This is a genomic window from Dawidia cretensis, from assembly GCF_018598175.1.
Taxonomy (GTDB): Bacteria; Bacteroidota; Bacteroidia; order Cytophagales; family Cyclobacteriaceae; genus Ohtaekwangia; species Ohtaekwangia cretensis.
The window spans coordinates 20,653-34,033 of sequence record NZ_JAHESE010000037.1 but is presented as its reverse complement, the minus strand read 5'-3'; the positions used below and the strand labels follow the sequence as shown (position 1 = coordinate 34,033).

Below are 13,381 nucleotides of genomic sequence, written 5' to 3'. Positions count from 1 at the left end.
TTCACGATTACAGTTTAACGGGCTCGCCGTCGTTCAGGCCCTGGTAGCCCACGGTAATAATCTTGTCGCCGGCCTTCAGACCGTCTACCTGTGCCAGGTTGTCAAACACGCCGGCTACTTTTACCACTTTACGACGCGCAACGGTGTCCTTGCCGTTAGCCTCGGCAACATATACCACCTTTTCGTCGTTGATCGACTGGATGATATTGGCCGGGATTACCATCGTAGACGCTTCCGTGTGATAGATCACTTTGATTATCGCCGTCATGTTGGGGCGCAGGTCGGCTTGCGATTTCAGCTTTACCTCTACCGGGAAAGTACGCGACAGCGGGTCGATGTTTTTGCCCACGAACGTTACAGTCGCTTCGATCTCGCGGTTGTCGAGGTCGGGTAGCAGTACACGCACCTTATTGTTTTTCTTCACGGTCGTGACAAATGCTTCTGATACGTTAGCCTTTACTTTCAGGTCTGACGCGTTCACCACGCGAATGGCCGGCATGCCCGGGGCAATGTTCTCGCCAATTTTTACCGCCACTTCGTCTACGGTGCCGCTGATGGGCGCCTTGATACGGCTCATGTCGAGCTGCTCGTTGAGCGATCCTATCTGACGCTCGAGGCTTTCTTTATTAGTCTTGGCTTGCAGGAATTGCACTTCGGTGCCGATCTTCTGATCCCACAGATTCTTTTGGCGCTCGTATACCGTTGTAGCAAGCTCAAGCTGCGAACGTTGTGCGGCGATATTGGCCTGGATAACCGAGTTGTCAATCTGTGCCAGCACCTGTCCTTTGGATACCTGCTGTCCTTCTTTCACGAATACCTGCGTTACAACCCCCGGCGACTTGGCGCTCACCAGGATATTATCCTCAGCCTCGATCTGTCCTTGTGTTTTTACATAGTGTTCGAACGGACGCAGCGCTACTTCCTTGGTCTCGATATCCTTGGCTTTCGCCTTGGCAGAGTCCGGGCTAAGCTTGGCCAGCTCAGCTTCGAGTTTCTTGATATCGGTCATCAACGCAGCCTGCTCTTTTTTCTTTTCCGCCAACTCGTCTTTCATTTTATCGACTTCGTTGCCACCACCACACGCCACCAGCAAGGCCACTAGCGTCAGGGCTCCAATGGAAGTATACACATTCGGTTTCATAGTACGGATAGTTTTCATAAGGATTGGTTCTTACTTTTGGTTGGTAGTGGTAGTGCTATAATTAGCCGGGTTGATTTTAGCGTATGCTTTGTCCAGATCTACTTTCGACACGATCGCATCGTACAAGGCATTGTAATAATTTACCTGTGCCTCGCGCAATGCGCTTTCGGCGTCGGTCACTTCGATGTTTGATCCCACGCCTTGCTCATACTTAATCTTGGTTACCCGGGCCACCTTGCTGGCCAGCGTCATATTTTCCTGCTGCGACTTGAGCGTCTCCACGGCGTTCTTATACGTCGTTGTATTTTGCTGAATGCTCAGATCGATGCTTTGCTTCAACGAATTATAGTTGTTCTGGATTTTGACGAGGGACAACTTTGCTTGTTGCAGCTGGTAGTTACGTTGCAATCCGCTGAAGAGCGGAATGTTCAACGTCAGACCGATCATGGAATACGGATACCATTTGTCCGGACCAAATTCGTCGGTCGACGGGATGTTGGATTCGGTCTTAAACAAGCCACTGATATTAGGCGACTGCGTCGAATACCCCAGGTTGGCGAAGGCCGACAACGTAGGCAGGGATGTTGAGTATTTGTTTTTGATATCCAACTCCTGCAGGCGGCGCTGTGTGTCAAGCAGTTTGTATTCAATGCGGTTCTTCGGATCCCATCCTTGCTGGTATTCGTTGAACAGGGCATCGTCTACGGCCAGCGTCTGTAAAGTACCGGATACCTGCAGCGGTTGATCCATTGGGTAATTCATTTGGAACTTGAGCAGCAACAGCCCCAGTGCCTGTGAATTGACGAACTTCAAGCGCTCAGTCTTGAGATTATTCAGTTGCACCCGAATACGGTCTACATCTATCTCTTCGGAAAAACCATTTTTGTTCATGGCGCTGGTGGAACGCAGCAGCGAATCTACGCGTCCAATGTTGTTGTCGAACAAGGCGATCCGTTCGTTGTTGACGAGTACTGCATAATATGCCTTTGTGACCTTCTCGATCACGTCGATCTGTGTCTGCTCCTCTGTCTTATAGGACAGCTCTTTGTAGGTACTGGCCGCTTTGAGGCCTACCAGGTACGAGCTACTGAATAACAATTGATTGATCTTAATACCGGCATCGCCGGCACTCGGAAGTTGAAACACATTCTGAAACGCCACGACATCCCCATTTCTGATACCCGGAACGGTACTGAGATCGATAATGCTCGGTTGGTCCTCGACGTATTGTGAATAGAAACGCGGCAGCTTCGGGTTGTGTGTCAGCTGCACGGTTCCGTCTACCTGAGGCAAACCCAAACCAACTGTCTCCTTTACTTTTGCTTCGGAGATTTGCGCGTCGATCCGGGCGTTCCGAACCTCCACGGTGTTCTCCATGGCGTACCGTATGCAGTCGTCCAGTGACATTGTCGCCGACGTCGTGTCGGTTTGCGCACGCACGCACAACGGTATGACTAGTGTGAGTAATAATGTTTGATACAAGCGTTTCATAGCGGTTATTAAGGGTTTGATAGTTCTACGGTTTTTTCTTTGTATTGCTGGTATAGCACCCGGCCTTTATCGGTCAATACTCCTTGCACAAAGTGCTCGAAGAGCTGCACCTGTACATCCGGTAGGCTATACTTGTCGCGGGGGAAGATGTTCTGGTCGAAGCCCATCTGCACGGCCTCCAGCCGCATGTTGGCGATGATGTCCAGGTGCAGATCGGCGCGGAAGTATCCTTCGCCCATGCCTGACCGCAGGTTGCGGACGATGCTTTCGCGAATTACTTTATTCTTAAAGGACAGCCACTCGCCCCACGCGCGCGGATGGTACTTCTGCATGTCGTACAGCACAGTCGGATTTGTATCGCGCATGCTCTCTTTTAAGCGGTATGACAATCGGACCATCTCGTCCACGGCATCTTTCGACACACGGGTAATCTCCTCGAACTGCTCTTGCTCTCGCTCCATGTGCGACTTCACAACGGTGGCCACCATGTCATCCTTGTCGGTGAAATATTGGTAGATCGTCTTTTTCGATACCCCCAACTGCCGGGCAATGTCGTCCATGGAGACACTCCGCAGGCCATAGCGCATAAAAAGCTCTGTGGCCCCTTTTAGCAGTTTTTCCCGTTGTTCAGATTCTTCCATGTGGCAAAACTATGGAAACGTTATTACTAAAAAAAGTTTCCACTGTTTCCTTGAACGCCCGAAAGGCCACTAGGTTCAAATTTTCAGGATATTTTTTCATGAATTCCGGGTGAAGCGCGTATTATCTCGTCCGAGGCGCCGTTCATACCCTTTGAGTCGGTATAGATGCCCGATTATTGCCCTGATCGGGGCATTTTTCTTTGTTTATTCGTCTGTTTGAACATCTTTTGAGGCGTAGCATGGCATTCTAACAACGGAAAGCCTCTAAACAAAACCGGCCCGGACTTACGTCCGAGCCGGCACCCCTCCCCTGCAAATCAACTTCTCTAAAGATCTTGGTCAATGTCCCCGCAACAGATGTAAAGACAGGAAACTTTTAAATCATCCGGGGTTTCCTTGGTTTTTATACATAAACGAAAAGCCTGCACGACAGTTCCCTTGTCTCTAAATCTTTTCCTAAAAATTCCAGGAATGTTTATTTAATCGTTTGAACGGGTACGTTCACGTTCCGCCGGATTCTGTTCCCAACGGCACAGCTTCTCCTTCATTTTTTGTTTAAAGGCTTCGCGGTCTTCCGGCTTCATGCTCGAAAACTTCTCCTGGAAACGCTGCTTCCAATACGGTGCATCGTTTGCGGTCTTGCAATGATCGGCACAGCGTTTACCGGCGCCGATGCCGGAAAACAAAATCTTGCTGAGCACAAGCAGGCCCAGGGCCTGGGCATAAGTAATAAACGGCCCATGGAAAAGCACCGGCACCAGCCAGTTCCAAAGTGTCTGTACCACCCACCCTACTACCAACACCAGTAGTAACATACCCACCGCACATTTCAAAAAATAAGCTCCCTTGTTCATAGCGTCAATCCCTTATATATCGTCATACAATCGCTGCAATTTTTTTCGCAGCGCTAAGATCGCATAGCGTTTGCGTGAAAGCAACGTGTTGATAGAGACACCGGTTCGCTCGGCTATCTCACGAAAGCTTTGCTCCTCAATCTCGTTTTGAATAAATATCTCGCGCTGCTCGCGAGGTAACTCGTCGAGGGCATCCATGATGGCCTCCCAGATGGCTTCACGCAGGTACGAGTCTTCAGGGGTGTTGCCCAGATCGGGCAGGATTTCCTGTAAAGTAAGGGGGGCATCTTCCTCGACGCCAGCCTGGCCCCGGAGGTCGGCACGTTTCGGTCGGGCCGCGTCGCGCCGGTAGCGGTCTATGATCTTGTTCCGGGCAACCGAAAACAGCCAGGAGGTGACACGGTCGATGGACTCAATAGTCTCATAGCCAGCCACAAACTGGTAGAACACGTCCTGGAGAATATCCTCTGCTTCCTCCAGAGAAGAAACCCGATTCCGGATAAAACTCAATAGCCGGTCCTTTTCTTTGAGAAAGGTCTGTTCTTTTACTTGTTCCATCGCCAGGTCCATCGCGCTTCCCTAATTTGGATTTCTTACTGGGAGAGACGCGGCATCAATAGTAATTATTTTATAAAAATAGAAATAAAGCCAGGGGCAGACAGCGCAGATCTGGGGTCGGATGCTGCTATTTATGTGTCTAACAGCGTTTTTGGGGCGAAAAACAATGTTTACAGCCACCGACTTCTCTATCTTTGCCTTTCAACACCCCGCCAGGTTCCCATGTTCATTCCCTACAAAGGTTCTGTTCTTTTCTACACCCGGCAAGGACACGGCCCGGAAAACATGCTGCTATTCCATGGCTTTGGTCAGGATCACCACGCCTTTGACACCTGGACCACCGCACTCGCCAATACCCACACACTTTATATAGTAGACTTGTATTATCACGGCCAAAGCACCTGGTCTTCGCCCGACACACCCATTCAAAAAGCGGACTGGCGCGCCATTTTGGAATTGTTCTTTGCCCAACATCCGCTGCAGCATTTTTCCGTCGCAGGCTATAGCATCGGAGCTCGCTTTGCGCTGGCCACAGCCGAAGCTCTTCCGGAACGCACGACGACGGTGTTTCTCATTGCACCCGACGGCATTACGGGCAACACCTGGTATTCTCTGGCCACTGGCACCGCCCCTGCCCGCCGACTCTTTTATAGTATGATCGCCCACCACGGCCGTTTCCTCTCCACCGCGCAGGCGCTGCGGTCGATGCGGCTGGTGCCGGCCAACCTGGTCAAATTTGCCAGCTACCACATGAGTACGGAAGAACGCCGCCGCCGGGTATATGCCGCGTGGATCGTATTTCGCAGGCTTACGTTTTCGCTTCGTGCGCTGGCGGCGGGATTAAACGCCCACCGCGTCGGCGTGGTGATGATCGTGGGTAGGCACGACCCGGTGATACGCGCCGACGGCATGCCCCGCTTTTTACGGCTGGTACAACGCCATCATCTCGCCACGCTCGACGCGGGCCATTCCGGGCTCATCGCCCGCAGTCTGTCCCTGGTGCAACAGCCGCCTATTGGGCCTCGACCAACTTCTTGATTTCCACGAGGATCGGGTTCCAACCCTCGCCGCCGTTGAATGCCTCCTGGTAGCGGCGTTCGCCTTCGGCCACGGTGGCATAATCACCTTGCTCGACGTGCAACACGGTGTGCCCGTTCTCAGGCTTCAGATCATAGGTCACGCGCAGGTAGTTTTCGGAAACGTCGTCGATGGTGGAATTTGGATCGATCGTTGTGTAAACCAGGCGCTTACCGGGCTGTATTTCCAGGATCTCGCCTTTGACGGCGATCAGCTCCTGGCCATCAAACACGCCCGTCCACAACAGTTGACTCCCCACTTTCCAATCCGAAACAGTCTCACAACCAAACATATACTGTTTCGTTTTGGCAGGGTTGACCAAGGCATCCCAGACTTCTGCAGGAGGTGCCTGGATGGAGATAGTATTTTTAACGACCAATGGTGTTTTCATATACTTTCGAGTTAAAGGGTTTAAGAATGGAACAAAGGAAAACACGAGCACTGACAGGGGTATGTCAGCAGCAACAGAAAGTTAGCGGGGGTCATACCCGTATCAAAGCCATAGATACACCATACATAAAGCATACTTAAAGCATAGATGAAGCGACCTTAAGGGCGTTGGCTCAAAGACGCTTTATCTAGGATGTAAGCTTGCTGTTGACGTGAAGTATCCCCGGAAATGGTACGGGGATGGATACCGAACAGGATGGGATTTAGCTTGTTCCGGACGGCGGGGTTCTGTAATTTTGCGGCTCAAAATCTCAAACATCCGCAATGATCTTATTCTTCCGTACGAAGGCCGACACGCGTTACGCGGTGGGCACGGCACAGCCTTTGCAAAAAACTGATGTTCAGAAACTTACATGGCTTTTTGGCGGCGCCGAACCCCTGATGGAACAAGTTCTTGAAGGACGTTTCCTGGGCCCCCGCAAGGAAATGATCACCCCCTGGAGCACCAACGCCGTGGAGATCACCCAAACCATGGGTATCGCCGGCATTCAGCGTATTGAGGAGTTCAACGTCGTGTCCGAAGCCACCCCGGCCTACGACCGCATGCTGCAGGTGCTTTACCCGCGCCTCGACCAGGATCTGTTCACCATTCACCATACACCGGAAGCTGTCCAGGAAATACGCGACATCCAGGAGTATAGCCAACGTGAAGGCCTGGCGTTGAGCCCGGAAGAAATTGAATATCTCGAAGGCGTAAGCCGCGAGCTTGGCCGCCCGTTGACCGATAGTGAAGTCTTTGGATTCTCGCAAGTGAACTCCGAGCACTGCCGTCACAAAATCTTCAACGGTACCTTCATCATTGATGGTCAGGAAAAGACTTCGACGCTTTTCCAACTCATCAAAAAGACATCGAAAGCCCACCCGAATTACATCGTGTCGGCGTACAAAGACAATGTGGCGTTTATCCAGGGCCCTACCATTGAACAGTTTGCACCCGTACGCCACGACGTGGCCGACTTTTTTGCTGTAGAAGATATCAAGTCTGTTATCTCTCTGAAAGCAGAGACACACAACTTCCCCACCACTGTCGAGCCGTTCAACGGTGCTGCTACAGGAGCGGGCGGAGAGATCCGCGACCGTCTCGCGGGCGGTAAGGGTGCCCTGCCCCTGGCTGGTACCGCCGTCTACATCACCTCCTATCCCCGCCTGGAAAATGGCCGGTCATGGGAAAAAAAATTCGAGGCTCGTCCCTGGCTATACCAAACGCCTGAGGAGATTCTTATCAAAGCATCTGATGGTGCTTCCGACTTCGGTAACAAGTTCGGCCAGCCGCTGATCGTCGGCAGCGTGTTGACGTTCGAGCACTTCGAAGGCAACAAAAAATTCGGCTTCGACAAAGTGATTATGCTCGCCGGCGGTGTCGGCTTTGGTAAAGAGCAAGATAGCCAGAAAGAGCACCTCGCTCCTGGCGATAAGATTGTGCTGTTGGGTGGCGACAACTACCGCATCGGCATGGGCGGCAGCGCCGTATCGTCGGTGGCTACCGGCGAGTATGGCAACGCCATCGAGCTCAACGCCATTCAGCGCTCAAACCCGGAAATGCAAAAGCGCGTAATGAACGCCATCCGCGCCATGGTGGAGTCGAATGTAAACCCCGTGGTGTCTATTCACGATCACGGCGCGGGGGGCCACTTCAACTGTCTCTCCGAGCTGCTGGAAGAAACCGGAGGTACCATCCACATCGACAAGTTGCCGATCGGCGACCCGACTCTTTCCGACAAGGAGATCATCAGCAACGAATCGCAGGAACGTATGGGCCTGGCCATGAAGGCTGCCGACATTGACCTGCTGCAACGCATCGCTGAGCGGGAGCGCTCGCCCATGTATGTTATCGGAGAAGCCACTGGCGATAACCGCCTGCACTTCGAGAAGAACGGTCAGGCACAGAAGCCAATCGACTTTGCCGTGAAGCATCTGCTGGGCTCGTCGCCGAAGACGATCCTGCGCGACGAAACACAAACGACGCAGTATGCGCCGGTGCAATACGATGTGACCCGCGTACGCGAATACCTGGACCAGGTCCTGCAACTGGAAGCTGTTGCCTGCAAGGATTGGTTGACAAACAAAGTAGACCGCTCCGTTACCGGCAAGGTGGCCACGCAACAAACGTGCGGCCCGATCCAGCTGCCGTTGAACAACCTGGGTGTTATGGCCCTCGACTATCAAAACAACAAAGGCATTGCCACCGCCATCGGTCACGCCCCCGGCGCCGCCCTGGTGAACGCTGCCGCGGGCAGCAAACTGGCTATTGCAGAGTCATTGACAAATATTGTGTGGGCACCGCTTACCCATGGTCTGAAGGGTGTATCGCTCAGTGCCAACTGGATGTGGCCCGCGAAACAAGCCGGCGAAAATGCACGACTCTACCAGGCAGTAGAAGCTGTTAGCGCGTTTGCAATCAATCTCGGCATCAACATTCCGACAGGCAAAGACTCGCTGTCGATGACACAAAAATATCCGGATGGAGATGTAGTATATTCACCGGGCACCGTGATTATCTCCGCCACGGCTGAGGTATCCGACGTCACCCGCACCGTCACGCCTGCCCTGCAACCATTGGCGGGTACGTCACTGCTCCACATCGACTTCTCGTCCAGTGCGCGTACCCTCGGCGGCAGCAGCCTGGCACAGGTGCTGAACCTGCTGGGCAACGAAGCCCCTACTGTCGGTGACGACGCCTACTTCGCCCGCGCCTTTGACGCTGTGCAACAACTGATCGCACAAGGCCTCATCCTCACCGGACACGATATTTCCGAAGGTGGTTTGATTACCGCCGTCCTGGAGATGTGCTTCCCCGTACCGCAGACAGGTCTTGCGCTTACCCTGAACACCGACGATGACCTGGTGAAAACATTGTTTGCAGAAAACCCCGGCATATTGGTGCAAGTGGCTAATAACGGTCAGGCAACGGCCGCGCTCGACAAGCTAAACATTCAGTACACCGTATTGGGTCAGATCACACATGAGCGTACCGTGAAACTGACACACGGCGCTACTACGCTGGAGTTGCCGGTAGACGTCCTGCGCGACACCTGGTTTAAGACTTCGTACCTGCTCGACAGTAAACAACGCCCCGCCAGTTTTGCTGAGCAGCGCTTCACCCGCTATAAGGATCAACCCCTGCGCTATACTTTCCCCGAGCAATTCGATGGCTTGTATAAAACGTACGGCATTGATCCGAAACGCCGTAAGCCTACAGGCTTGAAGGCCGCGATCATGCGCGAGAAAGGTGGCAACGGTGACCGCGAAATGGCCTATGCGCTTTACCTCGCGGGATTTGATGTGAAGGACATTCACATGACAGACCTCATCTCGGGCCGCGAAGACCTGACGGATGTAAACATGATCGCCTTCATCGGCGGCTTCTCCAACTCCGACGTATTGGGCTCTGCCAAAGGCTGGGCCGGCGCCTTCCTCTATAATCCAAAGGCCAAACAAGTACTCGATAACTTCTTTGCACGGCCCGACACGCTAAGCCTCGGCGTCTGCAACGGCTGTCAGCTGGTGATGGAACTGGGCTTGCTGTACCCTTCGCTTAGCGCGGAACATCCCAAAATGCACCACAATGCCTCGGGTCGATTTGAGTCGACGTTTGTGAACGTGACCATTCCCGAGAATAATTCCGTGATGCTGAAATCGTTTGCTGGCCACCGGTTGGGCATTTGGGTAGCACACGGTGAAGGACGCTTTATACTGCCTGGCGACCGCTCATCCTACCAGGTTGCCGCTGCTTACTCGTATGCCGAGTATCCGGGAAACCCCAACGGCTCTGACAACGCAGTGGCCGCCCTTAGCTCGGCCGACGGACGTCACCTGGCCATCATGCCCCACCTGGAGCGTTCGTTGTTCCCATGGAACTGGGCGCACTACCCGGCGGAACGCAAATCGGACCAAATATCTCCCTGGATTGAGGCATTTACCAACGCCCGCGCGTGGGTTGAAAAAAATAACCGTTAGTGACCCCTAAAAGGTTAAAGCCATCTGTTGTTCTGACGCTTGTTTAGCCTTATATTCAACGTCACGAATAATGGATGGCTTTATGAAGAAAAATTTCGCTCCGCTGCTGTTGGTGCTGTTTCTTTCATCCTGTCTGGGATACAAAGAACTTCCCGTAGAGTACGATTACAGTTACAAAGGTAATTTCAAACGCTATCGCACGTTTGACATTATGAAACCCGCGGGTCCGGCTGACTCGACGATGATGAACGAGATCATTGAGAAGTCGATTGTCGCCCGGATGAAATTCCTGGGCTATCGGCAATCTGCCAGTAAGCCCCACCTCATTATCGGTTTCAAAATGTTCAACGACAGCCTGCGCTTCAACGGGTATAATCAGCCCGACATTGAAGAGTGGGTAAAATCGCAGAACGATAATATCGACTATAATCCACAAAAGTTTACTCTCAATACCGGTACCCTGCTGATCCAGTTTTACGACCGTCGGCAGAACCGCTCCATCTGGCAAGGCTACGCTACGACCATGTACGGTAGCATCGATTTTAACAACAGCCGTCACCTGCGAAATGCCGTCATTTCCATCCTGGATAAATATCGTTTCTGGGCGGAAGGTTTCATTGAAGGTACGACTGCCTCGAATCAGGAAAATGATCTCTAATTTTTTTACCCGGGAGTTACATTTTTCAAAAATAATTCTACCTTTGCAATCCCAAATTCAAGGGGCTGAGGCCGTGAGAGCGGTTTTTAGCAAGGATTGTCCGATGGTGTAACTGGCAACACGCCTGATTTTGATTCAGGAAAGTCCAGGTTCGAGCCCTGGTCGGACAACGACAATAAAGGATCCCGCACAAGCGGGATTCTTTATTTAAGTATAAGTGTTGCCAAAGATCCCGATGGCAACCTGAAGGTGGAACGGTTAACGAAAAATGGCATAGCCCATGGCAGTCAAAATTTTCAGTGGAAGAGCCACAACCTACCTGGCCGAGAAGATCGCCAGCGCCTATGGCGAACGCCTGGGTGAAGTCAACTACCAGCAGTTTAGCGATGGTGAAATGTCCCCGTTCATTACTGAGTCGGTACGCGGACATGAAGTCTTCCTAATCCAATCTACCTTTCCCCCGTCGGATAACCTCATGGAGCTTCTCCTGATGGTAGATGCTGCCAAACGCGCGAGCGCCTCTAGCGTAAACGTGGTAATCCCCTACTTTGGCTACGCACGCCAGGACCGGAAGGATAAACCCCGGGTTGCCATTGCGGCCAAGCTAATTGCAAACCTGATCTCCGCTGCCGGCGCCACCCGTATTATGACATGCGACTTGCACGCCGATCAAATCCAGGGATTCTTTGACATCCCGGTAGACCACCTGGATGGTTCCTATATCTTCGTGCCGTACCTCAAGTCACTGAGCCTGCCGAACATCATGTTCGCATCACCCGACGTAGGAGGTATTAAACGTGCCCGCAGCTTCGCCAAGTTCTTTGATGCCGATCTGGCCGTCTGCGATAAGCACCGGAAAGAAGCCAACAAGGTAGACTCCATGCGCCTCATCGGTGAAGTGGAAGGCAAAGACGTGATCCTCGTAGACGACCTGGTAGACACTGCCGGTACTATCTGCAAGGCTGCCACGCTGCTGAAAGAAAAAGGCGCCAGCTCTGTACGGGCTGTCTGTACGCACGGCGTACTCTCGGGCAAAGCGTACGAGAACATCGATAACTCGCTGCTGGAAGAGCTGGTGGTGACCGATACCATTCCGCTGAAGCAAGACAGTAAGAAGATCAAAGTATTGTCGGTGTCGACCCTGTTTGCCAAGGCGATCCGCAAGATCCACGATAACGAGTCGATCAGCTCACTCTTTATCAAACTATAAAAACGAATTTTTAATTAAACTATATAACTATTATGAAAACTGTTGAGATTATAGGGTATCGAAGAGCAAATCTCGGCAAGACGGACTCTCAGCGTCTACGCGACGAGGGTAACGTGCCGTGTGTATTGTACGGAGGTGACAATCAAGTTCACTTTCATTCACCGATGATCCTGTTCCGTGACCTTGTATATACACAGGAAGCGAAATTTGTACACGTGAACATTGAAGGCGAAGAGTGTCAGGCTATCCTCCAGGAGGTGCAATTCCACCCGGTGAGCGAAGTGATCCTGCACGCTGACTTCCTGCGTGTTTCAGAAGATCGTAAGATCAAAATGAGCATTCCGGTTCGTCTGGTTGGCCAGGCTCCCGGCGTAGCAAAAGGTGGTACACTGGTTCGCAAGCGTGCTTCCCTGAAAGTATACGGCTTCCCGAAAGACATGCCCGATCACATCGACGTAGAAGTATCCGGTCTGGACTTCCACCACGCTGTAAAAATTGGTGACATGAACATTGAAGGTCTCGAGTTCCTCGATCCGCACCAGGCTACTATTGCTGCTGTAGAAGTACCGCGCGCTGCTAAATTGGCCGCTGACGAAGCTGCTGCCGCTCCTGCTGCTGGCGCCGCCGATGCGAAGAAAGCTGAAGCTCCTAAGAAAGAGGCTCCTAAGAAAGAAGAAGGCAAGAAGTAATTCTCTTCCGACCATTCATACAAAATCCCTCCGACGCTGTCGGCGGGATTTTTGTTTATCGGGCAATTGTAAACGATATTGATCACACGATATGAAATACCTCGTCGCCGGCCTCGGCAACCCCGGACCAGAATATGAGCTGACACGCCACAATATTGGCTTTCTCGTGCTCGACCAGCTCGCCGACGCGCACCAGACTGATTTCACCGTGGGCCGTCTGGCTGAGAAAGCCGAGTTCAGGCACAAAGGCAAAACGATACACCTCATCAAGCCTAACACATTCATGAACCTGAGCGGCAAGGCAATTGCGTATTGGTTACAAGAGCTGAAAATCCCGAAGGAAAACCTGCTGGTCATTGTCGATGATCTCGCGCTGCCGTTTGGTAGCCTGCGCATGCGTACGCAAGGCAGCTCGGCCGGGCACAACGGCCTCAGAAACATCGAGCTGGTGTTAAATGGTCAGGACTATTCCCGCCTGCGGTTTGGTATCGGCAACGACTTTGGCAAAGGGCAGCAGGTAGACTTTGTGCTCAGCAACTTTGCCTCCGAAGAAATGGCGCAGTTGCCCGAGGTGATGAAGAAGGCGAATGATATGATCCTTTCATTCTGCCTGATCGGCGCAGCCAAAACCATGAGTCAATTCAACAACTAACAC

General features: G+C 52.2%; 12 protein-coding genes and 1 tRNA gene. 7 read left to right on the top strand and 6 right to left on the bottom strand.

Annotated elements, in window-relative coordinates:
• Positions 1 to 7: 7 nt before the first annotated feature.
• The 5 genes from KK062_RS25410 to KK062_RS25390 form a co-directional block, all read right to left on the bottom strand.
• Positions 8 to 1,141 carry an efflux RND transporter periplasmic adaptor subunit gene (locus tag KK062_RS25410; protein WP_254087187.1) on the bottom strand — a complete coding sequence of 378 codons (1,134 nt, stop codon included), beginning with the start codon at positions 1,139 to 1,141 and terminating at the stop codon, positions 8 to 10.
• A gap of 30 nt (positions 1,142 to 1,171) precedes the next feature.
• Positions 1,172 to 2,632 (bottom strand): TolC family protein, encoded by a 1,461-nt coding sequence (locus tag KK062_RS25405; protein ID WP_254087186.1) that lies wholly within the window; start codon positions 2,630 to 2,632, stop codon positions 1,172 to 1,174.
• 8 nt (positions 2,633 to 2,640) lie between these two features.
• On the bottom strand, positions 2,641 to 3,273 hold the full coding sequence (locus KK062_RS25400) for a TetR/AcrR family transcriptional regulator (RefSeq protein WP_254087185.1): 633 nt from the start codon (positions 3,271 to 3,273) through the stop codon (positions 2,641 to 2,643).
• Positions 3,274 to 3,752: 479 nt separating this feature from the next.
• Positions 3,753 to 4,127, bottom strand: a complete 375-nt coding sequence (locus KK062_RS25395) for a hypothetical protein (RefSeq protein ID WP_254087184.1) — start codon at positions 4,125 to 4,127, stop codon at positions 3,753 to 3,755.
• A 12-nt stretch (positions 4,128 to 4,139) separates the two neighbouring features.
• Entirely contained in the window at positions 4,140 to 4,685 is a 546-nt protein-coding gene (locus KK062_RS25390) for an RNA polymerase sigma factor (RefSeq protein ID WP_254087183.1), read from the bottom strand.
• A 222-nt stretch (positions 4,686 to 4,907) separates the two neighbouring features.
• On the opposite strand from KK062_RS25390, the gene KK062_RS25385 reads away from it, so the two are divergent.
• Positions 4,908 to 5,723, top strand: a complete 816-nt coding sequence (locus tag KK062_RS25385; RefSeq protein ID WP_254087182.1) for an alpha/beta fold hydrolase — start codon at positions 4,908 to 4,910, stop codon at positions 5,721 to 5,723.
• Here the strand turns inward: KK062_RS25385 and KK062_RS25380 are convergent.
• Complete coding sequence (locus tag KK062_RS25380) at positions 5,698 to 6,153, bottom strand: SRPBCC domain-containing protein (RefSeq protein WP_254087181.1); 456 nt, start codon at positions 6,151 to 6,153, stop codon at positions 5,698 to 5,700. The genes KK062_RS25385 and KK062_RS25380 overlap by 26 nt on opposite strands.
• Positions 6,154 to 6,476: 323 nt before the next feature.
• Between KK062_RS25380 and purL the strand changes: the two genes are divergently transcribed.
• The 6 genes from purL to pth all read left to right on the top strand — a co-directional run bounded on the left by purL (position 6,477) and on the right by pth (position 13,378).
• Positions 6,477 to 10,169: a phosphoribosylformylglycinamidine synthase gene (purL, locus tag KK062_RS25375; protein WP_254087180.1), complete on the top strand. Its 3,693-nt coding sequence runs from the start codon at positions 6,477 to 6,479 to the stop codon at positions 10,167 to 10,169.
• An 82-nt stretch (positions 10,170 to 10,251) separates the two neighbouring features.
• Positions 10,252 to 10,827 carry a DUF4136 domain-containing protein gene (locus tag KK062_RS25370; RefSeq protein WP_254087179.1) on the top strand — a complete coding sequence of 192 codons (576 nt, stop codon included), beginning with the start codon at positions 10,252 to 10,254 and terminating at the stop codon, positions 10,825 to 10,827.
• A 97-nt stretch (positions 10,828 to 10,924) separates the two neighbouring features.
• Positions 10,925 to 10,997 (top strand) — tRNA-Gln (locus KK062_RS25365).
• A 110-nt stretch (positions 10,998 to 11,107) separates the two neighbouring features.
• A complete protein-coding gene (locus KK062_RS25360; protein WP_254087178.1) occupies positions 11,108 to 12,037 on the top strand; it encodes a ribose-phosphate pyrophosphokinase in 930 nt (309 codons plus the stop codon).
• A 32-nt stretch (positions 12,038 to 12,069) separates the two neighbouring features.
• Positions 12,070 to 12,726, top strand: a complete 657-nt coding sequence (locus KK062_RS25355; RefSeq protein ID WP_254087177.1) for a 50S ribosomal protein L25/general stress protein Ctc — start codon at positions 12,070 to 12,072, stop codon at positions 12,724 to 12,726.
• Between the two features lie 91 nt (positions 12,727 to 12,817).
• Positions 12,818 to 13,378 (top strand): aminoacyl-tRNA hydrolase, encoded by a 561-nt coding sequence (pth, locus tag KK062_RS25350; RefSeq protein ID WP_254087176.1) that lies wholly within the window; start codon positions 12,818 to 12,820, stop codon positions 13,376 to 13,378.
• The last annotated feature ends 3 nt before the right edge of the window (positions 13,379 to 13,381 follow it).